Origin of the sequence: Leifsonia sp. McL0607, from assembly GCF_049993355.1 — a bacterium.
Classification (GTDB): domain Bacteria; phylum Actinomycetota; class Actinomycetes; order Actinomycetales; family Microbacteriaceae; genus Leifsonia.
Map to the genome: position 1 here is coordinate 3,375,687 of NZ_CP188253.1, position 24,965 is coordinate 3,400,651.

Sequence of the window (24,965 nt, forward strand, 5' to 3'; positions counted from 1 at the left end):
ACGCGATCGCGGCGGCGAAGGCGTTTCCCAATTGTAGGCAGCAGGCGGACACGCTCAGGGAGCCGGCACCCGCACTGGGGACAACTCGATTACCCCCAACTCGGGGGGCACAACGGCGCGCCGTCGCGTCGGTGGAGGAGTGTCGAGGCAGGCCCGGTCAGTGCCGCCGCGCCGCCCGCCGCGGAAAACCGTCACGGTGCACGCCGCTCTCCGGCGTCGCCAGCACATCGACGACGACGACGGTGACGTTGTCGCGGCCTCCGTTGCCGAGGGCCGCATCCATCAGCTGTTGCGCGGCGTCAAGCGGCGTGCGGCCTTCGCCGAGGAAGTAGCGGATCCCGTGCTCGGTGAGCTCCTTCGTTAGGCCGTCGGAGCAGACCAGCAGCCGGGAGCCCGCGACGATCGGGAGGAGGAAGCAGTCCGGCACTGGGTCCTCGTTGAACCCGACGGCGCGTGTGATCACGTTGCTGTGCGGGTGGACCTCCGCCTCCTCCGGCGTGATCGCACCGGCATCGAGCAACTCCTGCACGATCGAGTGGTCGACGGTCAGCTGCTCCAGCGTGCCGTCGCGGAAGTTGTAGACGCGCGAGTCCCCGATGTTGAACACGAGCCAGTAGGGCGCGCCCTCGACCAGCGTGAGGGCGATACCCGTCACTGTCGTGCCCGTGCCGAGATCGGTCTGGCCGACGCCGCGGGTCATGTCGCCGACGGCATCGCGCAGCGCGTCGGTCAGCGACGACTCGGTCACGAAGTCGGTACGGACCTTCTCGGCCAGCCGCGTCACCACGGCGGTGCTGGCGAAGTCTCCGGCCGTGTGGCCTCCCATACCGTCGGCGACCGCGAAGATCGGCGACCGGGCGAGCAGGCTGTCCTCGTTGACGCTACGTCGGTAGCCGGTGTCGCTGAGCGCCGCCCAGCCGAGGCTGATGCGCGTATCGGCACCGCCCGGGACCACCACGGTGTGGCGACGGTTGGTGCGACCGATCTGGGTCACTCGCGTCCTTCTTCTCGACGGTCCGCCCCCGACGCCGGCTGGGGTGCACCCTGCGGGCCGTCGGCCAAGACGGTGGTGATCTCGATGATATTACCGTCGCCGATCTGCACAACGCTGCCCGGGAGCACCACTGTGGACTCGCCCGGCCGCAATCGGTACGAGGCGCCGCCGGGTCGCACGACGACCGTCCCGTTGGTCGAACGGAGGTCGGTCACGACCACGGCGTCCCCCGACTGCTCGATGCGGACGTGTGTCGACGACACCTCCTGCTCGGGCGAGGACACCGAGACCAGGCGTGGCAGTGCCCCAGAGTCCACGCGGGGCTGCGTGGGCCTGCGGCCCACCAGGATCGGCCTGTCGAGGTCGATGCTGTCCCCCGGTCCGATCCGCACCCCGAAGCGTTGCGAGGTCGGCAGGGCCTCCGGCACCTCGACGCCCCACTTCGCGACGGGCACCACGCCGTCGGTGCGCGTACCGGGCGTGTCGCGCGTTGCAGCCCAGCCCGGCTGCTCGGTCGCCGTTCCCGGTTCCTCGATGTCGATGGCGCCGGCCAGCTCGTGCGCGACGGGAACCCGTTGGACCACCGGCTCCGCCTCGGGCGACTCGGCGAGCTCCGCCGGGCCATCGTCGCGGGAGAACAGGCTGGAGCTGCGGGGTCGGTCGCGGATGATCGTCTCGTCGACGCTTCCTCCGGTCCCGGCCGAGCCTCCCGCGCGGAGCGGCTCGGCGGGCTCGGCGGCGCGCTCGACCCGCTCGATGGGGGTGCTCGACCAGGTCAGCAGCTCACCGTCCACTACGCCCAGGCCGATCGGCAGGGAGCCGACGGCGAGCCGGGCGACCGGACCTGTCGGCAGATCGTCGCCCCCGAGCGCGAGACCGGTGACGTTGCGGAACTCCGCGAGAACCCAGGGCTGCACTCCGCCCGAGCCGAAACGCCTCGCGCCGCCGACCGAGAAGACGTCGAGGGCCGCCGACCCGCGGACTACCGCGGTCACGACGATCTCGCCCTGCGCATTCGGCTCGCCGAGCTCTGCGACGGCGAACGAGCGCACGCTGTCCGGACCGGCCAATGGGAACGCACCGACCACCGACTCGATCGTCGCCAGGTCGGAGTCGGCCAGCCACCACACCGCGTCGACGATGCCGTCGGCGGCCGTGCTCTCGACGCACGCCACGAAGCGCCGGCCGGCGATCAGCAGCCAGCGCGAGGGGCCTGCGGTCGGGGCGTACCGCGTGAAGCCGGGAGCCACTTCGGGTTCCTCCTGGTCTGCGACGGACCGGGGGCTGTTCCCCGATGTAGGACGTGACGTACGGGACGAGTGTAGCCGCCGACTCAGCTGGCCTGCTCCGTCGCGACCAGCCGGAAGGGAGTGCCGACGCAGCGGACCGAGTCCTCCCGTGCCCCTGTGCCGGCCTCCGCCAGAGAGCCAACGAGGACCGACGGGTCGGTCGACACCATCACCCGCCCCCATTCGTTGACCAGGATGACCGGTCGGCCGATGGCCAGCATCGCGGGCAGCAGTTCGCGCTCGAGACGCCGGACGTACACGTCCACGCCGACGACTCCGAGCATCCGCCCGTCGCCCTCGACCGGCGAGGTCACGGTGACGATGTAGTCGCACGCGCAGAGGTGGTCGACGTACGGCCCGGTGATGTGAGTGCGGTGGGTCGACCGCGGGATGCTGTACCACTCCAGCGACCGGAAGTCGCGCAGATAGTCCGAGTACGACCGGGAGGCCAGATCGAGCCTGCTCGGCTCGGTCGTCGCGCCCGTGAGCGGGTTCTCCTCCAGCCGCCCGAGCCACCAGGCGAAGTGGAGGTCGTCGCCTCCCGTGAACTCCGGAGCGGCGACGAACCCGGCGCCGACGAGCACGGGGTCGTCTTCGCCGAGCGCGGGGACCACCAACCGCTCGACGCGGTCGTCCAGGGCGGCAGCGGGCATTCCGTCGGCACCCTGGTCGGCCAGGATCGCGTCCCGCCAGCCGGCGAGCCGCTCGTGCAGGCGTCCGAACAGGGCGCTCACGCGTTCGGCCGCGGCGTCGACGCATGTGGTGTCGGCCCCCGGCGTCGTGACGACGGTCTCAGCCACCGATCGTCCCTCCCGTCTCGATCCGCGCTTTCGCGGACAGCAGCCAACGCGCAACGCGACCCAGCAGCGCGGTGACCTCGGCCCGTGCGCCTGCCGCATCGCTCGCGGCGACGGCGCTCGCGATGGTCTGCACCGATTCGGCCGTTCCCTCCCGCAGGGCGGCCTCGCGCATGCCGAGCCACAGCAACGGGCCGAACTCGGCCTGCAGCCGGATCTGCTCGCGCACCAGGCGCGTCGACTGGCTCAGCACCGCCACTTCGAGCAGGAAACCTCCCGCGCTCCGCCGCGCCTCCGCCGGCTCGGTGAAGTCCGTAGCGGCGAGCCAGGCCGCCAGCCGTGCGTCGTCGGCCGGCGTCGAGCGCTCGGCAGCCCGGTCGGCGCATCCCGCCGCGATCGCGGTCACGTAGACGGTGAGGTCGCTGAGCTCGACCTGCGAGAAGCCGCGGAGCCGCGTCGCCAGCATCGTCTCGTCGGCATCGCCGGGGTGGACGACGAAGCTGCCGCCATCGCGGCCGCGGCGCGTCTCGACGAGACCGGCCTCGCGCAGCATCCCGAGGCCCTCCCGCGCGGTGACGAGAGCGACGCCGAACCGCTTCGCCAGGTCGGCTTCGCTGGGCAGGCGCTCACCCGGTGCGAGCAGGCCCAGCAGGATCGCGTCGGCGAGCCGGCGTGCGACCTGCTCCGCGCGTCCCGCGTCGGAGAGCTGAGCGAACACGGCGTCGCGCGCCCCTGGCGCCGGCCGCACTGTTGGGGCAGCATCGCGGGTGGAGGTGGTCACCCCACCACGATATCCCGCCCTAATCATTCGCTATAGGATGAATTCGACGCGGCGCAGTGACAGCCGTCCGAGCGAAGGAGCGAGCGAACCATGACCGACGGTGTCCTGTCCGGAGTGCGCGTCGCCGACTTCTCGCGCGTGCTGGCCGGACCCTACGCCACGATGATGCTCGCCGACTTCGGCGCCGACGTCATCAAGATCGAGAGCCCCACCGGCGACGACACCCGAGCGTGGCGGCCTCCGGTCAACGAGGCGGGCGAGTCCACCTACTTCGGGGCGGTCAACCGCAACAAGCGCTCGGTCGTGTGCGATCTGACCACTGCGGAGGGCCTCGCTGCCGCCCGCGCGCTCGCCGAGACGGCCGACGTCGTCGTCGAGAACTTCCGACCGGGTGTCATGGAGCGGTTCGGTCTCGACGAACAGAGCCTTCGTGCGGCCGCTCCCGGACTGATCTACTGCTCGATCACCGGCTTCGGGCGCGCGGCCGGCGCGCCCCTCCCCGGCTACGACCTCCTCGTCCAGGCCGTCGGCGGCCTCATGAGCATCACCGGACCCGCCGACGGCGAGCCCAGCAAGGTAGGCGTCGCACTCGTCGACGTGCTCACCGGTCAGAACGCGCTCGCCGGCATCCTGCTCGCGCTGCGCGAGCGCGACCGTACCGGGCGGGGATCGCGGGTCGACGTCGACCTCCTGGGCTCCCTGCTCGCCGCCCTGACCAACCAGGCGTCGAGCACACTCGCCACGGGCGACTCACCCTGTCGCCTCGGCAACGCGCACCCGAGCATCGCGCCGTACGAGCTCTTCCGCGCGGCCGACCGCGAGCTGGTCGTGGCCGTCGGCAACGACCGTCAGTTCGCGGCCTTCGCCGGCGCGCTCGGCCTCCACGAGCTTTCAGCGGACCCCCGGTTCGCGACCAACGAGGAGCGGGTGCGCAACCGTCACGAGCTCCGCGCGATCGTGGAGCCGGCTCTCGGCCGGCGCGATGCGGCCGACTGGGTCGCAGACCTCGGGGCGGCGCGCGTTCCTTCCGGCCTGGTCAACAGCGTCGCGGAGGCCTTCGAGTTCGCGACCTCCCTCGGCCTCGACCCGGTCGTGACGACCGTCGACCCGGCGACCGGACGCACCTCGCACCAGCCCGCGACCCCCATCCACCTCGACACGGCGCCCGCCGTGCACCGCTCGCCGCCGCCCCTCCTCGGCGAGCACCATCCCACGTGGGCGGACGCCGTCTCCGCCCGCACCGAAAGGACCGCTCCATGACCACCGCCTCCTCCGCCCTCGACGACGCGTTCAGCATCGATCACCTCCTCACCGCCGAGGAGCTGCGCTGGCGCGACGAGGCCCGGCACTTCGCCGTCGAGCGCATCGCACCGGTCATCGCCCAGGACTTCGAGGACAAGCACTTCCGGGCGGAGCTCGTCGGCGAGCTGGGCGCCCTCGGCGTCCTCGGCATGCACCTGAATGACCCCGGCTGCGCGGGCGCCGGCGCGGTCGCCTACGGCCTGGTCTGCCATGAGCTGGAGGCCGTGGACAGCGGCTGGCGCACCTTCGTCTCCGTGCAGGGCTCGCTCGCCATGAGCGCGATCTCCAAGTTCGGCTCCGACGAGCAGAAGTCCGAGTGGCTCGCGCCGATGGCCCGCGGCGAGCGCATCGGCTGCTTCGCGCTCACCGAGCCGCAGGGCGGCAGCGACCCGGCCGCGATGACGACCCATGCCCGACGCGAGGGCGACGACTGGGTGATCACCGGCGTCAAGCGCTGGATCGGCCTCGCGTCGCTCGCCGACGTCGCCGTGGTCTGGGCGGCGGCCGACGAAGGGGTGCGTGGCTTCGTGGTCCCGACGACGACTCCGGGGTTCATCGCGACGCCGATCGACGGCAAGCTGTCGATGCGCGCGTCGGTGCAGTGCGACATCCTCCTCGACGATGTGCGGGTCCCCGCCACGGCGATGCTGCCGGGCGCCCGTGGTCTGTCCGGTCCGTTCTCGTGCCTCGACGAAGCGCGCTACGGCATCGTCTGGGGTGCGATGGGCGCCGCCCGGTCGTGCCTGGAGGTGTCCATCGAGCGTGCGACCACCCGGGAGGTCCTCGGCCGTCCGATCGGTGCGACGCAGCTGATCCAGCAGAAGCTGGCGGACATGCTGGTGGAGTACGAGAAGGGCATGCTGCTCGCTGTGCACCTCGGCCGGCTCAAGGAGGCCGGCCGGCTCACCCCCACCCAGATCAGCGTGGGCAAGCTCAACAACGTGCGGGAGGCGCTCGCGATCGCCCGGGAGGCCCGCACCATCCTCGGCGGCGACGGCATCACGGACGCCTTCCCGGTGATGCGGCACATGGCCAACCTGGAGTCGGTGCGCACCTACGAGGGCACGGACGAGATCCACACGCTCGTGCTCGGGCGCGCCCTGACCGGGATGGCGGCGTTCTGATGAGCGCACGCCGCGAGTCCTGACCAGCTGCATCGAACTGGCAGGACACGCCGTGCGACCGGAGGGCCGCACAGCGTGTCCTGCCAACTCGTTCACTCCCCGATGTACGACATCACGTGCTTGATGCGCGTGTAGTCCTCGAACCCGTACATCGACAGATCCTTGCCATAGCCGGAGTGCTTGAATCCGCCGTGCGGCATCTCGGCCACGATCGGGATGTGCGTGTTGATCCACACGCAGCCGAAGTCCAGACCCTTGGCGAAGCGCATCGCCCTGCCGTGATCCCTCGTCCAGACCGACGACGCGAGGCCGTATTGCACGCCGTTGGCCCAGCGGAGGGCCTCCGCCTCGTCAGTGAACTTCTGCACCGTCTGCACCAGCCCGAAGATCTCGTTCTGCACCGCCTCGTCGCCCTGGCGGAGGCCCGAGACGATCGTCGCCTCCCAGAAGTAGCCGCGGTCCCCCTGGCGCCGACCGCCCAGCTCGACGTTGGCATGGTCGGGCAGCCGGTCCACGAAACCGCTCACCTGGGCCAGCTGGTTGGCGTTGTTGAGCGGACCGTAGGGGACGCCGTCCTCGCGCGGGGCACCCGTGCGGGCGTTGGCGCGCGCGTACTGCGCCAGCGCCGCGACGAACTCGTCGTGCACGCCCTCCTGCACCAGGAGGCGGGTGGCGGCGGTGCAGTCCTGACCGGCGTTGAAGTAGCCGGCGGCCACGATGCCCTCGACCGCCTTCTGGATGTCGGCGTCGTCGAAGACGATGACGGGGGCTTTGCCACCGAGCTCGAGGTGCACGCGCCTGAGGTCGATGGAGGCCGCCCTGGCGACCTCCATGCCGGCCCGCACCGACCCGGTGATCGACACCAGCTGCGGGGTCGGGTGATCGATCATCGCCGCGCCCGTGGTCCGGTCGCCGAGTACCACGTTCAGCACGCCGTCCGGGAGGAACTCGCTGGCGACCTCGGCCAGCAGGAGCGTCGAGAGCGGGGTGGTCTCCGACGGCTTCAGCACCGTCGTGTTGCCTGCGGCCAGCGCCGGTGCGAACTTCCACACCGCCATGTTCAGCGGGTAGTTCCACGGCGTCACCTGGCCGACCACGCCGATCGGCTCGCGACGGATGAAGGAGGTGTGGTCGGGCAGGTACTCGGCGGCCGACCGGCCCTCCAGGTTGCGGGCGGAGCCGGCGAAGAAGCGGATCTGGTCGACCGACAGCAGGATCTCATCCTCCACGAGCGTGGCGCGCGGCTTGCCGGTGTCCTTCGACTCGGCGTCCGCGAACTCCTCGGCGCTCCTCCATCGCGTCGGCGATGCGGAACAGCGCGAGCTGGCGTTCGGCCGGCGTCGTGTTGCCCCAGACCTCGAACGCCGCCTGCGCCGCGCGGTACGCGTCTGCGACGTCCTCCGATGTGGACAGCGGCGCTGTCGCGTACACATCCTCGGTCGCAGGGTCGATCAGGGCGATGCTCCCGCCGCCACGCGCGTCGGTGCGCGCGCCGTTCACGAAGTTCTTCAGTCCGGGGGTCGTCGTTGCGTCAGGAGGCGTTGTGCTCGTCGGTGAACTCATGCCGGGGAGTCTACTGATTTCGTCGGTGAATCGGGCAGGAATGTGCGGATTCGCTTGCTAGACAGCTTTGCCACTGACAGAATCGCTCCATGAGTACCCCTCGGGCAACGAACGGCACGAAGGCTGCGGTCATCGACGACGTCTCCAAGGCGATCATCGAGCAGCTGCAGGTGGACGGCCGCAAGTCATACGCGGAGATCGGCAAGGCCGTCGGTCTCAGTGAGGCAGCGGTGCGCCAGCGCGTGCAGAAGCTGACCGAGTCGGGTGTGATGCAGATCGTGGCCGTGACCGACCCGATGCAGCTGGGCTTCTACCGCCAAGCGATGATCGGCGTGCGCGTCACCGGGGACACCCTGGTGATCGCGGACAAGCTCGCAGCGATGCCCGCCGTCGACTACGTCGTCCTCACGGCGGGGACGTACGACATCCTCGCCGAAGTCGTGTGCGAGAACGACCTCGACCTCATCACGATGCTCAACTCCGAGATCCGGACTCTCGAAGGAGTGCTCTCCACCGAGACGTTCGTGTACCTCAAACTCCACAAACAGTTCTACAACTGGGGAACGCGATAACCATGACGACAACCGTTGAAACGTTCGGCGAGCCCATCACACCCGATGAGGCGGACCTGCAGGCCAAAGCGCGCGATCACCTTTGGATGCACTTCGCACGCCAGTCGGTGATGGAGGAGGGCCTCGGTGTGCCCATCATCACGCGCGGCGAGGGCCATCACATCTGGGACGACCACGGCAAGCGGTACATCGACGGCCTCTCCGGTCTGTTCGTGGTGAACGCCGGCCACGGTCGCAAGCGTCTCGCCGAGGTCGCGGCGAAGCAGGCCGAGCAGCTCGCGTTCTTCCCGATCTGGTCGTACGCCCACCCCAATGCGATCGAGCTCGCCGACCGCCTCGCCCACTACGCGCCGGGCGACCTCAACCGCGTCTTCTTCTCCACCGGCGGCGGCGAGGCCGTCGAGACGGCGTTCAAGCTGGCCAAGTACTACTGGAAGCTGCAGGGCCGCCCGACCAAGCACAAGGTGCTCTCGCGCTCGGTGGCCTACCACGGCACCCCGCAGGGCGCGCTCGCGATCACGGGCATCCCGGCCATGAAGGAGATGTTCGAGCCGCTGACGCCCGGAGGCTTCCGCGTGCCGAACACGAACTTCTACCGGGCGGGCGAGATGGGCGCGCCCACCGACGACATCGAGGCGTTCGGTGTCTGGGCGGCCAACCGCATCGAGGAGATGATCCAGTTCGAAGGTCCGGAGACCGTCGCCGCGATCTTCCTCGAGCCGGTGCAGAACTCGGGCGGCTGCTTCCCGCCGCCTCCCGGCTACTTCCAGCGCGTGCGCGAGATCTGCGACAAGTACGACGTGCTACTGGTCAGCGACGAGGTCATCTGCGCCTTCGGCCGCATCGGCCACATGTTCGCCTGCGACCAGTACGGCTACGTGCCCGACATGATCACCTGCGCCAAGGCGATGACCTCCGGGTACTCCCCCATCGGCGCGACGATCATCAGCGACAAGATCTACGAGCCCTTCAAACACGGCAACACATCCTTCTACCACGGCTACACGTTCGGCGGTCACCCGGTGTCCGCGGCTGTCGCCCTGGAGAACCTCGACATCTTCGAGGAGGAGAGACTCAACGAGCGCGTCCGCGAGAACTCGCCGCTGTTCCGGGCCGAACTCGAGAAGCTCCTCGCCCTCCCGATCGTCGGCGATGTCCGCGGCGACGGCTACTTCTTCGGCATCGAGCTGGTGAAGGACAAGTCGACCAAGGAGACCTTCGACGACGACGAGTCGGAGCGCCTCCTGCGCGGCTTCCTCTCCAAGGCGCTCTTCGACGCCGGCCTGTACTGCCGCGCCGACGACCGCGGCGACCCCGTCGTGCAGCTGGCCCCGCCGCTCACGATCGGCCCGGACGAGTTCGTCGAGATCCGGCAGATCCTGGAGTCGGTGCTCACCGAGGCGACCAACCACCTGTAAGGGACCTCACAGCCCGAGTCCGCGCGCCGCAGCACTGCGCGACGTGTGGACTCGGTGCTCTGTGCTCGGTGCTCGGTGCTCGGTGCGAGCGTCGGCGAGGAGAGACATGGACTACCGCAGCGTCGGCTTCTGGTTCGACTCGATCGCGGAGGCCGAGGACGACTTTCGCCCGCGGCCCGCCCTGGCCTACGACGCGACGGTCGACGTCGCGATCGTCGGCGCCGGCCTCACCGGGCTCTGGACCGCCTATTACCTGCAGGAGGCCGATCCGAGCCTGCGCATCCTGCTGCTCGAAAGGGAGGTGGCGGGCTTCGGCGCGTCAGGTCGCAACGGTGGCTGGTGCTCCGCGCTGTTCCCGTGGTCGGCCTCCGCGCTGGCCGCCCGCTACGGACGCGACGCCGCCGTGGCCCAGCGGCAGGCGATGGTCGACACCGTCGAGGAGGTCGGCCGGGCGACCGAGGCGGAGGGGGTGGACTGCGACTTCTTCCGCGGTGGGACGGTGACGTTCGCCCGCGACCGGGTGCAGCTGGCGGCCGCGCGCTCCGAGTTCGCCGAGTCCGAAGAGTTCGGCGTCGACCGGGTGGCGCTGGCCGGCACCGAGACGGTCCGCGCGCGCTACGGCGTACCGGACGCCGTGGCGGCGACGATCACCCCGGCGTGCGCCCGCGTCCACCCCGGCAAGCTCGTGCGCGGCATCGCCCGGGCTGTCGAGCGACGTGGCGCCGTGATCGCCGAGCAGACGGAGGTCGTCGACTGGCGCGACGGCGTCGTCCGGGTGCGTGCCGGCGGTGTCGAGCGCACGGTCACCGCGGGGACGGTCGTCAACGCCACGGAGGGGTATGGGTCGCAGCTGCCCCAGGTCGGGCGGCGCGTCCTCCCGCTCTACTCACTGATGGTCGCCACCGAGCCGCTGACCGACGCGGTCTGGGAGCGCATCGGGATCGAGCACGGTCAGACCTTCGCCGATTTCCGCCACCTGATCGTCTACGGGCAGCGCACCGCCGACAACCGGATCGCGTTCGGAGGGCGCGGGGCGCGTTATCACCTCGGCAGCGCCATCCATACCTCCTACGACCGCTCTCCGCGCGTGCGCGACCACCTCGTCCGCACGCTGGGCGAGCTGTTCCCGGCGGTCGCGGGCGTGCGCATCACGCACCACTGGGGCGGCCCGCTGGGCGCGCCGCGTGACTGGCACGCCGCCGTGGGCCACGACCGCGACACGCGGGAGGCCTGGGCGGGCGGCTACGTCGGCGACGGGCTCAGCACCACGAACCTCGCAGGGCGCACCCTTGCCGACCTCATCGGCGGCCGCCGCACCGACCTCACCGAACTGCCCTGGGTGGGGCACCGCTCCCCGCGCTGGGAGCCGGAGCCGCTGCGCTTCCTCGGCGCGAACGCAGGCGTGCTGGCCATGGAGGCCGCCGACCTGGAGGAGCGCGCCACCGGCCGCTCCTCCCTCATCGCCCGAGCCACCGGCCCCCTTACCGGCCACTGACCTCGAGACGTGAGTATTCGCGGAAATACCCGACCGGATTTCCGCGAATACTCACGTCTCGGTGTCTAGTCGTAGTTCCCCGACACGTTGTGAACGGTTGAGGTGAGCGAAGACCTCCGTGGAGGATGTGGGTTACCACACTCACATCTAGCCAACGGAGGTCTTCGTGACTCACGCTAATGCACCGTTGACGCCGGAAGGGCGTCGACGGCTGGTCGAGCTGGTTCTGGAGCGCGGGTGGTCATTGCGGCGGGTGGCGGAACGGTTCCAGTGCTCGCCCGCGACGGCGAAACGGTGGGTCGATCGGGCACGCGCAGGCTTGCCGATGACCGACCGACCCTCCCGCCCGCACTCGTCCCCGAATCGGTGTCCGGCCCGGTTGGAGCGCCGGATCGTGGCGTTGCGGTTCAGGTGGCGGTGGGGTCCGCATCGGATCAGCTACCACCTCGGTGTTCCCCGTTCCACCGTGGGCAGGGTGCTGGCCCGGTATCGGATGCCGCTACTGCACCACCTCGATCAAGCGACCGGGCTCCCTATCCGCAAACCGAGGGCTGTCCGTTATGAGCACGCTCGCCCCGGCCAGCTGGTCCATGTCGATATCAAGAAGCTCGGCCGCATCCCCGATGGTGGTGGCCACCGAGTCCTGGGGCGGGCAGCAGCACCGTCCCGGCACCGCGGCCGCGGCTATGCGTTCCTGCATCACGCTATCGATGACCACTCCAGGCTGGCCTACTCGGAGATCCTGAACGATGAGCGCAAAGAGACCGCCGCCGGATTCTGGCTGCGCGCCAACGCGTTCTTCACCGCCGCTGGGATCACCGTCACCGCGGTCATGACCGACAACGGTGCGTGCTACCGGTCGAAACTGTTCGCCGACGCTCTCGGCACGAGAGTCAAGCACCGGCGCACGCGCCCCTACCGGCCGCAGACCAACGGGAAAGTCGAACGATTCAACCGCACCCTGGCCACCGAGTGGGCCTACGCGCACGCCTACCTCAGCGACGAAGCCAGAGCCGCAACCTACGACACCTGGCTCCATCACTACAATCACCACAGACCCCACACCGGAATCGGCGGCCTCGTCCCCTCAGCCCGCGTTCACAACCTCACGGGGAACTACAACTAGTCGTCCTCGAAGCGGAGGTGGCGTACGCTGCGGCCGTTGCGGCGGACCAGCCGGAGGGACTCGACGCCGATCCGGATGTGGCGCTCGACGAACTGCGCTGAGACCCCGCGGTCGCTTTCGGCGGTCTTGACACCCTCCGGGATCATCGGCTGATCCGACACCAGCAGTAGCGCACCGCTGGGGATGTGGTTGGCGAAACCGGCCGCGAAGACGGTCGCCGTCTCCATGTCCACCGCCATGCAACGCGTCTGCCGCAGGTAGGTCTTGAATGTGTCGTCGTGCTCCCAGACCCGGCGGTTGGTGGTGAACACCGTGCCGGTCCAGTAGTCGTGGCCGAAATCGCGGATCGTGGTCGAGACACCACGCTGGAGCTGGAACGCCGGCAGTGCGGGCACCTCCGGGGGAAGATAGTCGTTCGACGTGCCCTCCCCACGGATGGCCGCGATCGGCAGCACCAGATCGCCGAGCTGGTTCTTCTTCTTGACCCCGCCGCACTTGCCGAGGAAGAGCGCCGCCTTCGGGCTCACGGCGCTCAGCAGGTCCATGATGGTCGCCGCGTTCGGGCTGCCCATTCCGAAGTTGATCATGGTGATGCCGTCGGCCGTGGCGTTCGGCATCGACCGGTCGATGCCGCGCACGTCGGCGCCGTACCATTCGGCGAAGCGGTACACGTAGTCGCCGAAGTTCGTGAGCAGGATGTGCTCGCCGAACTCCTCCAGAGGCGTGCCCGTGTAGCGGGGCAGCCAGTCCCGGACGATCTCGCTCTTCTCCTTCATCGGCCCGGCTCCTTCATCGCTCCCCCTCGTCCGGTTGATGCTCAGCGTAGAGGACCGCGCTCACCCCACCGTTGTCCCGAGCAGCGCGCCGATCGCGAAGGTCGCCGCGAGCGCCAGCGCCCCGCCGATCACGACCCTCACCATCGCACGCCCGGGCGACGAGCCGCCGATCCACGCGGCCACGTAGCCGGTGACCGCCAGGGCGATCAGCACGATCACGAAGGTCAGCGGGATGCGGATGGAGGCCGGCGTCAGGATGGTCAGCATCGGCAGGATGCCGCCGATAGTGAAGGCGATGGCCGACGCGAATGCGGCGTGCCACGGGCTCACGACGTCCTCCTGGTCGATGCCGAGCTCCGCGGAGAGATGCGCGGCGAGGGCGTCGTGCTCGGTGAGCTCGATCGCCACCTGCCGGGCAGTTTCCGGCTTCAGCCCCTTCGCCTCGTAGAGACCGGTCAGCTCGGCGAGCTCCTCTTCCGGCATCTCCGCGAGCTCGCGTCGTTCCTTCGCGATGAGAGCGTGCTCGCTGTCGCGCTGGCTGCTGACCGACACGTACTCGCCGAGCGCCATCGAGATGGCGCCCCCGACCAGAGCAGCGAGTCCCGCGGTCACGATGGCCGGTACGGAGGACGTCGCGCTCGCGACACCGACGACCACGGCCGCGACGGACACGATCCCGTCGTTCGCGCCGAGCACTCCCGCGCGCAGCCAGTTCAGTCTCTGGGCGAGGCCCTCCCGGTGCGGCTCATCGGGATGCCGTCCGTTCGTGATCTCCGAACTCATGGCCCCAGCTTAGGAACGCGCGGACCGCAGGACCAGCAAGGCCAGCCGAACCTCACCGTGTGGCGGTCCGGGCCTCCCGTCACAGAGGAAGTCGACCCGCTGGAGGTCCTCCAACGCGCCACTCTCTTGGCAACTCCGGAGATCCCTCCGCGTCGGAGCCGATCTCCGGGCCTGTCGTCGACACGCGGCACCATCGCACGGGATGTCCGGACGTACGGACGCCCTACCGGGTTCGGCGTGGATGCCTCCCGTCGGGGACAGCCGTGGTGCGGCTGCTTGTCAGCTGCGGCCGATGCGCTTGCGCAGCCACTCGATCCGCGCCTGCAGCTGCGAGACGCTGGCCTGCGCGACGGCCGGGCCGCCGCACACGCGCCGCAGCTCGGCGTGGATCAACCCGTGCGGCTCCCCGGAGTTCTTCGAGTACAGGCCGACGAGGCTGTTCAGCAGCTGGCGCTGCTCCTTCAGCGTGCGATGCAATGGGGCGGGTGGATGCCGGTCCGCCGCAGCCGGTCGGGAGCTGTGTCTGCGCGACTGCCGCTGCTGCCGCTGCAGGAGGAGGTCGTGCACCTGGTCCGGCTCGAGGATCCCGGGCAGGCCGATGAAGTCGAGCTCTTCGTCGGAGCCGGGCACGGCGAACCCGCCGAACTCGCGCCCGTCGTAGAGGACCCGGTCGAAGGTTGCCTCGGAGCCGAGCGCCTCGAACGCGAACTGCTCGGTCAGCGCCTCGGACGCCCTGCCTTCGCGGTTCGCCTCGGCGACCAGCGCGTCCTCGGGGTTCCACAGATCGCCCTCGCCGCCCTCCGACGACGGCCGATCGAGCGCATGATCGCGTTCGAGCTCCAGCGCGTTGGCGAGCGCCATCAGCGTCGGCACATTCGGCAGGAACACCGACGCTGTCTCGCCCCTGCGCCTGGCGCGCACGAACCGCCCGATCGCCTGCGCGAAGAACAGCGGGGTGGACGCGCTGGTCGCGTAGACGCCGACCGCCAGTCGCGGCACGTCCACGCCCTCCGACACCATGCGCACGGCGACCATCCAGCGCGACTCCCCGGCCGAGAACTCGGCGATCCGATCGCTCGCCTCCTTCTCGTCGGACAACACCACCGTCACCGACTCCCCAGTGATCTGCTGCAGGAGGTCGGCGTAGGCCCGCGCCGCGTAGTGGTCGGTGGCGATCACCAGGCCGCCGGCGTCCGGGATCGAGTTGCGCACCTCAGTCAGCCGACGGTCGGCCGCGCTGAGCACGGCCGGGATCCACTCGCCGCGCGGGTCGAGCGCTGTGCGCCACGCCTGCGACGTGATGTCCTTGGTGTTGCCCTCGCCGAGCCGGGCCTCCATCTCGTCACCGGTCTTCGTGCGCCAGCGCATCTGACCGGCGTAGATCATGAAGATCACGGGCCGCACGACACCGTCGCTCAGCGCGCGGCCGTAGCCGTAGTTGTAGTCGGTGATCGACGTGCGGATGCCCTGCCTGTCGGGCAGGTAGGTGACGAACGGGATCGGCGCCGTGTCGGAGCGGAAGGGCGTGCCCGTCAGGGAGAGCCGCCGGGTCGCGCGCTCGAAGGCGTCGCGGATGCCGTCGCCCCAACTCAGCGCGTCGCCGCCGTGGTGCACCTCATCGAGGATGACGAGCGTGCGGTACGACTCGGTGATGTCTTTGTGGAGGCTGGGCCGCATCGCCACCTGCGCGTAGGTGACCGCGACGCCCTTGTAATGGCGTGCGTAGCGCCCCTCGGCGTTGCGGAAGTCGGGGTCGATTGGCAGACCGACCCGTGCGGCGGCCTCCGCCCACTGCCGCTTGAGGTGCTCGGTCGGAGCGACGACGGTGACACGCTCGATGATGCGGCGCGAGAGCAGCTCGGTGGCGAGCCGCAACGCGAAGGTGGTCTTGCCCGCGCCGGGGGTTGCTGCGGCCAGGAAGTCGCGTGGCTCGTTGACGAAATAGGCGTCGAGGGCCTCGGCCTGCCACGCGCGGAGCTTGCCGGCCGTTCCCCACGCGGCCCGCTCGGGGAACGACGGCGACAGATGCTCGGCGGCGAAACTGCCCGCGCGCGCCCCCGCGCTCGGTTCGGCCGAGGCCGCAGCGGAACCGAACAGCGCGGTGTCGATCGGCTTTGCGGGTACGGCGACGCCCGACGAGTGCTCGCCGGGCGGGTGTGCTGCTGCTGTCGTCTCCACTTGGATCAAATCTACCCGAAGCGTCTGACAGCATGACTCGACGGCAGCACGATGCAGAATGGAGGAATGGTCGAAGCCCAGCATCCGTGGTCCCGTTATGTCGCCCTCGGCGATTCGTTCACCGAAGGCATTGGTGACCCCGAGCCGTTGAGTCCCGGCGGTCACCGCGGCTGGGCCGATCGGGTCGCGGAGGTCCTCAGCTCGCAGACAGAGGATTTCGCTTATGCGAACCTCGCCGTGCGCGGCAAGCTCATCAAACAGATCTGCGACGAGCAGGTCGAGCCTGCGCTCGCACTCCGGCCCGATCTCATCACGATCTCCGCGGGCGGCAACGACGTCATCCGACCGGGGACGGACCCCGACCAGATCGCGGCGCTCTTCGACGAGGCGGTCAGGCGGCTCAGCGCGGACGGCGCGACCGTGGTGGTCTTCACGGGCGTGGATGTCGGCTTCTCTCCCGTGTTCCGCGGCATCCGCGGCAAGGTCGCGATCTACAACGAGAACATCCGCGCGGTGGCGGCACGCTACGACGCGATTGTGGCCGACCTCTGGTCGCTCACCGAGATCCAGGACCATCGCATGTGGTCGCCGGACCGCCTCCATCTCGCACCGCTCGGCCACCACACCGTCGCCCGGATGGTGCTGGCGGCCCTGAACGTCGAGAACGACCTCCAGCCTCTCGAGCCGGAGCCCCTTCCGCCGCGAACCTGGCGCCAGGCCCGCGCGGAGGATCTGTCGTGGGCGCGCGAGTACCTGGTGCCGTGGGTCGTTCGCCGTATCCGGCACCAGTCGTCGGGCGACCATGTCCTGCCCAAGCGGCCGGAAGCAGGGCCGTTCCTCGTCGACTCGGAGTGAGACTCGGCGAATAGGCACCACGTGCCACGAACCTGTCCGTCCTGTCAGGTCTCCTCTGCCTGATGAACTCGCCTACGGCCGGTAGTGCCGTCGGCGAGTGGTTCGCGATCGCCGCCTTCAGAGTACCGGCTCAGCCGTTCAAGTCGACTCCTGCGGCCGCCAGCAGGGCGGCCGCGGCGGGGGCGATGTGGCGCGACCAGTTCTCGGTGATATGGGTCTGGTCGAACTTCATCGGGATGCCCGCGGCGAAGGCAGGGCAGTTGTCGCCGACGCAGAACAACGGACGCGTGTCGACCCACACCCCTCCGACCGACGTCGCCACCGCTTTGTCCGCCGCACTGAGCTCCTTCCACCTGGACGGCACTCGTGTGACGCACGCCGACGGCTCGCTTCGCGGCGTGTAGCACTCGCGGATGTCCTTGTCCTCCGGAGGCGCAGCGAACACGACCACCTTGCCCGTGTTCGGCGCCAGCTTCTTGAGGTACTCGTCGAGGCCCGCGCGATACTGGGCGACCGTTAGCAAGCCACCGTCGAGCGTGTTGATCGGTCCGGTGAGGTTGGACACGAAGACGAAGCTCGGTTTCATCCGGCCGATCTCTTCGATCGCCATGTCTTTGCGGGTGGGGCAGGCGGCCTTGTAGGCCGCATTGCCGACGTCGAGCGAAATGGGGATGAACGGACAGCCGTACATTCCGAACGCGGTGATCCTGAGCCGGCCATTCGACGCGTCGACGAGCGAACGCAGCAGCGGCAGGTATCCGACGGAGGTCGAGTCACCGACGACCGCTATGGTGACCGGCGCGTCGGCGGACCCCCAGGAGCACTTGTCGATGCCGGGGTAGATCGGAGAGGCGCATGCATCGAACTCGGCGCTCCGGACGGAATTCTCCGGCGAGTCGATCGCGGGAGTCGTCTCCGGCCACGACTTCGCGCCTAGCGCCTCGGTGAGTTCGGCCTTCAGGGCGGCGGGTGCGGCATCATCCGCGGTCGGCGCGTCTGTGGAGGTCGACTCGCCAGCCGGGAGCATACCTCTCGTCACGAGGATCTCGCGTACGGCCGGAGCGATATGCCGCGAGTACTCATCGGTCATGTGCACGAGATCGAACTTGATCGGCATTCCACCCGAGAACGCCGGGCAACTCGACTTGACACAGAACAGGACGCGGGTGTCGATCCACGAGCCGTCGACGCTCCTCGCCAACCGCTCTTCGACCTTGCCGCGCTCCACCCAGAGCGCCGGAACGGTCGTCATGCAGTCAGCGGGCGCGACACGCGGAGAATAGCACTCCTTGATCTCCTTCTCGACCGGCGGCGGCGGGAGGAAGACCACCTTGCCGACGTTCGGGGCGACTTGGTCGAGGTACGGCTTCATTCCTGTCTCGTACTCCTCGGGCGTGATCACTCCGCCGCCGACGGCACTGAATGGGAAATACGTGTTCGTGATGAACAAGATGTCCGGTTTGAGAGCGGCGATGGTCTCGATCGCCTGGATCTTGTGGCCGGGGCAGGCTCTCTCGAGGTTCTTCGCGCCCGTCGCGGTGGCGATATCGACGAACGGACAGCCGAACATCCCGAGTGACGTCACCTTCAGCTGACCGTTGGAGTTCTCCGCCATCGCCCGAACCATTGCGATGTACGCCACGGACGTCGAGTCGCCGACGATCGCCATCGATAGTTTGGCGTCAGGCGACCCCCAGGTGCACTTGTCCACCCCCGGATACTCGGGCCCGGAACAGTCGATCGCAGACTGGTCGTGGGAGTAGTGGCTGACCACGCTGTCCATCGTGGGAGAGAGCTCCGGCCACTCCTTCGCGCCGACGGCCTTGGTGAGCTCCGCCTTGATGGCCGTCAGTGCCCCGTCCTGCGCTTGCGCACCGCCCGTGGCGGTCGGCGCGGCTTCGGTACCGGTGTTGCGTGCTCCGCTGTCCACGATCACGGCGGCGACCACGGCCACGATCGCAGTAGCCGATACGGCCATCACCGCGATAGACCGAGAGCGACTGACGGATGACCTCGGCTTACGGCGTGCCTTCTTCGAGGGCTCGAGCCACGACGAGTGACGAACCGGCTCTTCGATGAAGCGGTACGAGAGGGCCGCGAGAACAAGCGACAGCGCGATGGATTCGAGCGCCGGAATCGGCGTATCGTGGCTCGGCGTCCCGCGTGCCAGCTCGGTCACCAGGATGAGCGCGGGGAAATGCCACAGATAGAGCGAGTATGAGATGTCACCGACATAGCTGAGAAACGGATTGTCGAGCGGGTTGAGCCACGTCCGCTTCGGCTGCCAGGGGAAGGCGATGAACGCAGCAGTGCTGAGCACGGCGAGCGCTGCCCACGGCGCGGGGAAGCCCTGATCGGCCGGCGTGATGACGCTGGCAGTGATCATGCCCGCCAGGGCGACCAGCGCGATGAAGGGACGAAGCGCCATCGGAAGCTTCGAGAACCAGGGCATGCACAGGGCCACGGTCGCACCGACCGACAGCTCCCAGAGACGCGCCGGCGTGATGAAGTAAGCGGTCCCGATATCGCTCTGTGTGAGGTGCAACGACACGAAGAACAACGCCACCGTGATCGCCAGGGTGATGAGAGCCGCGAAGACGCGCGGTCGCTGCGTGCGACCGACGAGGAGCGCGATGAGAAGGATCGCGAGCGGCCAGACCAGGTAGTACTGCTCCTCCAGGCTGAGAGACCAGTAGTGCTGGAGAGGGGACGTCTGCGCGCCCTGAGCGAAATAGTCCGTCGCCTCGGCCGCGTACCGCCAGTTCGAAACGAAGAACAGCGACGCGATCGCGTCCCATACTGTCGACACGAAGCGGCCGGAACTGAACACGGCCCACGCGCCGATCACCGTCGCGGCCAGAACAGCGACGGAGGCCGGGATCAGGCGACGGATGCGACGTCGGTAGAACGCGAGGAAGCGGATGCGCCCGTTGCGTTCGAACTCCCGGTGCAGGACCGACGTCATCAGGAACCCGGAGATGACGAAGAAAATGTCGACGCCGACGAACCCGCCCGCCGGCCATTCGAACGCGTGATTCAGCACCACCAGACCGACGGCCAGTGCCCGAAGCCCTTGCAGGTCGAGACGCATCGAGGACCGCTGACCCCGCGCGGCGGTGGGAGCACCGTTGGACGCGCCGCGACCACGGCGCCCCTCGCCCCGCGGTCGCTCCGGCGGCGGCGTCGAGGTGTCCACAACGGCCATCAGCTCTTCTCCTGCCGTGAGTCATCCTTTGCCGACGGATCGTCGGATGGTGGTTGGTCTTCATCCGTCTGTCCTGGGGTCGACGGGGTGTCTGATCCGGAGTCGCCCGTGAGACTGACGCCGTTCTCGGCCAGGAGCTCGGCCATGCCGGCCGCGACGTAGCGCGAATACTCCTCGGTGAGGTGGACCTTGTCGAACTTCGTCGGGATTCCCGCGGCGAAGGCCGGGCAGGAGTTGTCCACGCAGAAGAGCTGGCGCGTGTCGACCCACACTGCATTCGGAACGGCCTTAGCCCACTTGACCTCGGCTGCGGCTCGGCGCTTCCAGGTCTCGTCGATGCGCGATACACAGTCTTTCGGGTTCGCGCGAGGCGAGTAGCACTCCCGGATGTCCTTGTCGGCCATCGGGGGCGCGACCAATGCGATCTTGCCGACGGACGGTGAGATCCTCTGGAGGTAGTTGTCCAATCCCTTCCCGAACTCCTCGAGCGTTACGGGACCGCCCTCGGGATGGTGGTCGACCGTGAGGTAGGTGTTGGTGATGATCAGGACCGACGGCTTCATCGCGATGATGTTCTCCACAGCCTGTTCCTTGCGCTTCGGGCAGGCTTCCAAGAAGGACGGGATCGCCATAAGCGTCGAAACATCGACGAACGGGCAGCTGTACATGCCCAACGCGGTGACCTTCAGCTGGCCGTTCGACGCATCGGCCAGCGCACGGAGCAGCGGAACATACGCGACGGATGTCGAGTCTCCGACGATCGCCGCTGAAATCGGTGCGTCCGCGGCTCCCCAGGTGCACTGTTCGACACCCGGATAGACCTGGTTGGAGCAGGCGTTTGTCCCCTCGTCGCGAGTGTACTTGGCGACGATGCTGTCGAACGACGGGTTGGTCTCCGGCCATGACGTGGCGCTGAGGGCGGTCGTGAGCTCGCTCTGGATGGTCTTCAGCGCGTCGCCGGCGCCCCCGCCGGGCTCGGACGTGCCGCCCGGGGTCGGCGCCGCCTGTGAGGATCCGCTCCCGTCTCCGCCACTGCCTCCCCGCATCTGACTGTCGACGACGAAGGTCAGGACGACCGCGACGACCGCGACCATCGCGCCGGCAGTGAGACCATAGGACTGGAGCTTCGTAAGCTGGACTCCGCGGCGGCGCTTCGTGCTCGGCTCAAGCCACCGCGAACGCCGAACGGTTTCCTCTACGAATCGGAACGAGAGCTCCGCGACGACCAGCGTCACCACGATCGACACAACCGCCGGGACGGGCGTCTTGTCGCCGGGCAGACCGCGGAAGGCCTCTGTGATCAGGATCAGCGCGGGGAAATGCCAGAGGTAGAGCGAGTACGAGATGTCACCGAGGTGCGTGAGCACCGGGTTGTCGAGCGGGTTCAGCCACGAGCTTCTTTCCGGGTGCCAGGGGAACGCGATGAACAAGGCGGTGCTGAGCACGGCCACAAGCGCCCACGGCGCCGGGAAGCCCTGACTCGATGGGGTGATGACCGAAGCCGTGATCATCCCCGCCAGCGCGCCGAGCATGATCATCGGCCGCCAGATCTGCGGGAGGCGGTCGAAGAGCGGCATGCAGAACGCGATCGTCGCCCCCACCGAGAGCTCCCAGAGTCGCGCCGGGGTGATGAAGTACGCCGTGGCGCTGTCGGCCTGGGTGAGCTGAAGGGAGACGAGGAAGAGCCCTGCCGTGATGACGAGGCTGACGAAGGCGGCGGTGACACGCGGAGCGCGGTCCCGGGCTACCAGCAGCGCGATCACCAGGACGGCGAGCGGCCAGACCAGGTAGTACTGCTCCTCCAGGCTGAGAGACCAGTAGTGCTGGAGAGGGGACGTCTGCGCGCCCTGAGCGAAATAGTCCGTCGCCTCGGCCGCGTATCGCCAGTTGGAGACGAAGAACAGCGACGCGATGCCGTCCCAGACCGTCGACATGAATCGGCCGGTGCTGAAGAGGGCCCACGCGCCGATCAGGGTGGCGAGGATGACGGTCGCGGACGCCGGGATCAACCGCCGGATGCGGCGACGATAGAACGCGAAGAACTTGATGGTGCCGGTGCGTTCGTACTCGCGGTAGAGAAGCGAGGTCATGAGGAACCCGGAGATGACGAAGAAGATGTCGACGCCGACGAACCCGCCCGCCGGCCACTCGAATGCGTGGTTGAGGATGACTAGCCCGACGGCGAGGGCACGAAGGCCCTGCAGATCCATCCGTTTCTTCGTGCGTACGGACGCAGTCGTGCCGTTTGGGAGCGAAGCCGCTCTTCGGCGCGCGCCCGATTCTGCGCGGGTGCGGGGCTGGGTTTCTGACGTCATGTATTCGGGCCTCGTCGAGTGCGATAAAGCACCGACATTAGCGCGGCGATCTCGACGTGCGAGCGCGTTCCCGAGTCCCTCCCCGGCCCCCGTCCGGCGTTCCGCCGAGACGGTCACCCCGGCCCTCACCCGCGCAATCATCTGCGAGGGAGGGCCGTCCGGGCGTGTCAGGCCCCGAGGCCACCCGGGTGCGCGAGGCGCCAGCCGAAGCCCGGATCGGGGACGTCCTTCGCCAGAGCGAGCTCGACCGTCTTCGTCGCCCCGTTCACCGTGAACGTGATGCGGCCGACCACGTCGCCCTTGAAGCCCGACTGGATCGGGCGCGTCGTGAGGTCGACCTGGATCGGCGTGTCCGACCACACCACGAGCGTCAGACCGTCGGTGGCCACCAGGTTCGACGAGGCATTCCACGCAGTCGTGTACGAGCCGAACACCTGTCCACTCGTGGCGGCATCCACCTCATGGAAACCTTCCTGCATGCTGGTCAGCAGTCCGGTCACTCCGGCCCACAGCGTGTCGTGGTCGGAGGCTCCGAGCACGACGCCGAGCACACGCACCTTGACCTTGCCGACGGGCACTTCGGCCGAGAACAGCAGGCAGAACCCGGCCTCGTCCGTGTTGCCGGTCTTGATCCCGTCGACTCCGTCCACCCCGAGCAGAGCGTTGGTGTTGTCCTGTGCGCCCGCACCGGGCAGTGTCGCCGACTTCTGCGACACGATCGAGGACAGTACCGGCGAGGCGAGGACGAGCTTGCCGAGCCCGATCAGGTCTTTCGTGGTGCTGACGTTGCCGGCGTCGAGACCGTCTGGCGTGACCACCTTCGTGCCGGTGAAGCCTTTGTCCTTCAGCCACGAGTTCGCGGCCGAGGTGTACGCGGAGGTCGACCCGAAGGCCCAGTTCGCGAGCGAGATCGCGTAGTTGTTCGCCGACGGCAGCATCATCGCCGTGAGCGCCTGCTTCTCGGTCATCGAGGTTCCCGCCTTCACGGGAGCCCACGATCCCCCGTCGGAGATGACCTCTTTCCAGATGTCCACGTCCTTCTGGGTGAACGAGATCGTCGGCCCCTCGGAGGACCCGTCGAGCGGCTTGGCGTTCAGCACGACGAGGGCGGTGATCGTCTTGGTCATGCTCGCGATCGGCATGCTCGCGTCGCTGCCGTGGTATTCGGTGGCACCCTCATAGTCGGGCGCGGTGATCGCCGCGGACCCGTACCCCGGCCACGCGAGCTGCGCCGCCGCCTGGGTGAGCGCCTTTTCGTGCTGCGTCACCGCGGCGGTGGCGGGCACCGGCGTGATGATCGACGCGGCGAGGTACAGCAGCGCGATGAGCAGCGCTCCCCCCACGCCGAAGACGACGATCCGACGGCGACGGTAGACCTGCTTGCGGTTCAGACGGCGCGGCGGATCGGCGAGGACTTGCTGGGGCACCCTCGGAGTCTACGGAAGATGCTCAGGCATCCCCTGAGAACGCGCCCGCTCCGCCGGACTCGGCCGGGACGCGCGTCGCCCAGAGCACGACGGCGCTCGCGGACGCCACATTGAGCGAGTCGACCCCGTTCAGCATCGGTATGGTGACGACGACGTCGGCAACGGCGAGCGCCCGCCGGCTGAGCCCATCGCCCTCCGCGCCGAACACCAGGGCGACGCGCTCCGGCGCAGCTGCGGCGTACGCGTCGAGCGAGACCGCGTCGTCGGCGAGGGCGAGCGCCGCGATCTCGAATCCCGCGTCGTGGAGGAGCGGCGCCGCCTCGTCCCATTCCGGCAACCGGGTCCAGGGAACCTGCAGCACGGTGCCCATGCTCACCCGCACACTTCGCCGGTACAGCGGATCGGCGCAGCGCGGGCTGACGAGCACCGCCTCGGCGCCGAGGCCGGCGACGCTGCGGAAGATCGCCCCGACGTTGGTGTGGTCGACGATGTCTTCGAGCACGACGACGCGCCGGGCGCCGGCCAGCAGCTCGCGCGGGTCGGGCAGCTGAGGCCGGTGCATCGCGGCGAGAGCGCCCCGGTGCAGGTGGTAGCCGGTCAGCTGCTCGAGCAGCGCGGGCTCCCCCACGAACACCGGCACGTCGGGGAACGGCGCGAGCAGCGGTGCCACGTCGTCGAGCCACTGCTCCTGCAGCAGCACCGAACGCGGGCGGTGACCCGCCGCGACCGCGCGCGTGATCACCTTGGTCGACTCCGCGATGTAGAGGCCGCCCTCCGGCTCGCTCACCCGCCGCAGCGCGACGTCGGTGAGGCGGGAGTAGTCGGCGAGGCCGTCGGCGGTCAGGTCGGTCACACGATGGATCTGCACCCGTCCAGATTGCCAGTCGCCGGAAACAAATCCGAAAAGCAGCCGGTTTAGACTCCAATGAGGATCGACCGGGAGGTGACTGTGACCACGGAACCGA

18 protein-coding genes and 1 pseudogene are annotated in these 24,965 nt (G+C 68.8%); 7 read left to right on the plus strand and 12 right to left on the minus strand.

Features of this window, described 5'->3' with window-relative positions; genetic code table 11:
- Positions 1-157: 157 nt before the first annotated feature.
- The 4 genes from ACPPVW_RS16330 to ACPPVW_RS16345 all read right to left on the minus strand — a co-directional run bounded on the left by ACPPVW_RS16330 (position 158) and on the right by ACPPVW_RS16345 (position 3,861).
- Entirely contained in the window at positions 158-994 is an 837-nt protein-coding gene (locus ACPPVW_RS16330) for a PP2C family protein-serine/threonine phosphatase (protein WP_426624122.1), read from the minus strand.
- Positions 991-2,244, minus strand: a complete 1,254-nt coding sequence (locus tag ACPPVW_RS16335; protein WP_426624123.1) for an FHA domain-containing protein — start codon at positions 2,242-2,244, stop codon at positions 991-993. Before ACPPVW_RS16335 ends, ACPPVW_RS16330 begins: the two co-directional genes overlap by 4 nt.
- 83 nt (positions 2,245-2,327) lie before the next feature.
- Complete coding sequence (locus tag ACPPVW_RS16340) at positions 2,328-3,083, minus strand: cache domain-containing protein (RefSeq protein WP_426624124.1); 756 nt, start codon at positions 3,081-3,083, stop codon at positions 2,328-2,330.
- Complete coding sequence (locus ACPPVW_RS16345; protein WP_426624125.1) at positions 3,076-3,861, minus strand: FadR/GntR family transcriptional regulator; 786 nt, start codon at positions 3,859-3,861, stop codon at positions 3,076-3,078. The genes ACPPVW_RS16340 and ACPPVW_RS16345 overlap by 8 nt, the downstream gene beginning before the upstream one ends.
- A gap of 90 nt (positions 3,862-3,951) precedes the next feature.
- Between ACPPVW_RS16345 and ACPPVW_RS16350 the strand changes: the two genes are divergently transcribed.
- Together ACPPVW_RS16350 and ACPPVW_RS16355 are read left to right on the plus strand one after the other, a co-directional pair.
- Positions 3,952-5,121 (plus strand): CaiB/BaiF CoA transferase family protein, encoded by a 1,170-nt coding sequence (locus tag ACPPVW_RS16350; protein WP_426624126.1) that lies wholly within the window; start codon positions 3,952-3,954, stop codon positions 5,119-5,121.
- A complete protein-coding gene (locus tag ACPPVW_RS16355; RefSeq protein ID WP_426624127.1) occupies positions 5,118-6,287 on the plus strand; it encodes an acyl-CoA dehydrogenase family protein in 1,170 nt (389 codons plus the stop codon). Before ACPPVW_RS16350 ends, ACPPVW_RS16355 begins: the two co-directional genes overlap by 4 nt.
- Before the next feature lie 92 nt (positions 6,288-6,379).
- On the opposite strand, the pseudogene ACPPVW_RS16360 reads toward ACPPVW_RS16355, so the two are convergent.
- Positions 6,380-7,850: pseudogene (locus ACPPVW_RS16360) on the minus strand (gamma-aminobutyraldehyde dehydrogenase).
- A gap of 89 nt (positions 7,851-7,939) precedes the next feature.
- Here ACPPVW_RS16360 and ACPPVW_RS16365 point away from each other — a divergent pair.
- The 4 genes from ACPPVW_RS16365 (at position 7,940) to ACPPVW_RS16380 (ending at position 12,461) form a co-directional block, all read left to right on the plus strand.
- Positions 7,940-8,422, plus strand: coding sequence for an Lrp/AsnC family transcriptional regulator (locus tag ACPPVW_RS16365; RefSeq protein ID WP_208039325.1), 483 nt, complete (start codon positions 7,940-7,942; stop codon positions 8,420-8,422).
- A 2-nt stretch (positions 8,423-8,424) separates the two neighbouring features.
- Positions 8,425-9,840, plus strand: coding sequence for an aspartate aminotransferase family protein (locus ACPPVW_RS16370; RefSeq protein WP_426624128.1), 1,416 nt, complete (start codon positions 8,425-8,427; stop codon positions 9,838-9,840).
- Between the two features lie 106 nt (positions 9,841-9,946).
- Positions 9,947-11,335: an NAD(P)/FAD-dependent oxidoreductase gene (locus tag ACPPVW_RS16375; RefSeq protein ID WP_426624129.1), complete on the plus strand. Its 1,389-nt coding sequence runs from the start codon at positions 9,947-9,949 to the stop codon at positions 11,333-11,335.
- Positions 11,336-11,501: 166 nt separating this feature from the next.
- Positions 11,502-12,461: an IS481 family transposase gene (locus ACPPVW_RS16380; RefSeq protein ID WP_426623892.1), complete on the plus strand. Its 960-nt coding sequence runs from the start codon at positions 11,502-11,504 to the stop codon at positions 12,459-12,461.
- Here the strand turns inward: ACPPVW_RS16380 and ACPPVW_RS16385 are convergent.
- The 3 genes from ACPPVW_RS16385 to ACPPVW_RS16395 all read right to left on the minus strand — a co-directional run bounded on the left by ACPPVW_RS16385 (position 12,458) and on the right by ACPPVW_RS16395 (position 16,117).
- Positions 12,458-13,237: an AMP nucleosidase gene (locus ACPPVW_RS16385; RefSeq protein WP_426624130.1), complete on the minus strand. Its 780-nt coding sequence runs from the start codon at positions 13,235-13,237 to the stop codon at positions 12,458-12,460. The genes ACPPVW_RS16380 and ACPPVW_RS16385 overlap by 4 nt on opposite strands.
- 60 nt (positions 13,238-13,297) lie before the next feature.
- Positions 13,298-14,020 (minus strand): VIT1/CCC1 transporter family protein, encoded by a 723-nt coding sequence (locus ACPPVW_RS16390; protein ID WP_426624131.1) that lies wholly within the window; start codon positions 14,018-14,020, stop codon positions 13,298-13,300.
- Between the two features lie 279 nt (positions 14,021-14,299).
- A complete protein-coding gene (locus ACPPVW_RS16395) occupies positions 14,300-16,117 on the minus strand; it encodes a DEAD/DEAH box helicase (protein WP_426626328.1) in 1,818 nt (605 codons plus the stop codon).
- A gap of 147 nt (positions 16,118-16,264) precedes the next feature.
- Between ACPPVW_RS16395 and ACPPVW_RS16400 the strand changes: the two genes are divergently transcribed.
- A complete protein-coding gene (locus ACPPVW_RS16400; protein ID WP_426624132.1) occupies positions 16,265-17,053 on the plus strand; it encodes an SGNH/GDSL hydrolase family protein in 789 nt (262 codons plus the stop codon).
- 130 nt (positions 17,054-17,183) lie between these two features.
- On the opposite strand, the gene ACPPVW_RS16405 is transcribed toward ACPPVW_RS16400, so the two are convergent.
- The 4 genes from ACPPVW_RS16405 to ACPPVW_RS16420 form a co-directional block, all read right to left on the minus strand.
- A complete protein-coding gene (locus ACPPVW_RS16405) occupies positions 17,184-20,258 on the minus strand; it encodes an acyltransferase family protein (protein ID WP_426624133.1) in 3,075 nt (1,024 codons plus the stop codon).
- Positions 20,258-22,468 carry an acyltransferase family protein gene (locus tag ACPPVW_RS16410; RefSeq protein WP_426624134.1) on the minus strand — a complete coding sequence of 737 codons (2,211 nt, stop codon included), beginning with the start codon at positions 22,466-22,468 and terminating at the stop codon, positions 20,258-20,260. Before ACPPVW_RS16410 ends, ACPPVW_RS16405 begins: the two co-directional genes overlap by 1 nt.
- Before the next feature lie 272 nt (positions 22,469-22,740).
- On the minus strand, positions 22,741-24,000 hold the full coding sequence (locus tag ACPPVW_RS16415) for a D-alanyl-D-alanine carboxypeptidase family protein (RefSeq protein WP_426624135.1): 1,260 nt from the start codon (positions 23,998-24,000) through the stop codon (positions 22,741-22,743).
- A gap of 22 nt (positions 24,001-24,022) precedes the next feature.
- Positions 24,023-24,868, minus strand: a complete 846-nt coding sequence (locus tag ACPPVW_RS16420) for a TrmH family RNA methyltransferase (RefSeq protein WP_426624136.1) — start codon at positions 24,866-24,868, stop codon at positions 24,023-24,025.
- Between the last annotated feature and the right edge of the window lie 97 nt (positions 24,869-24,965).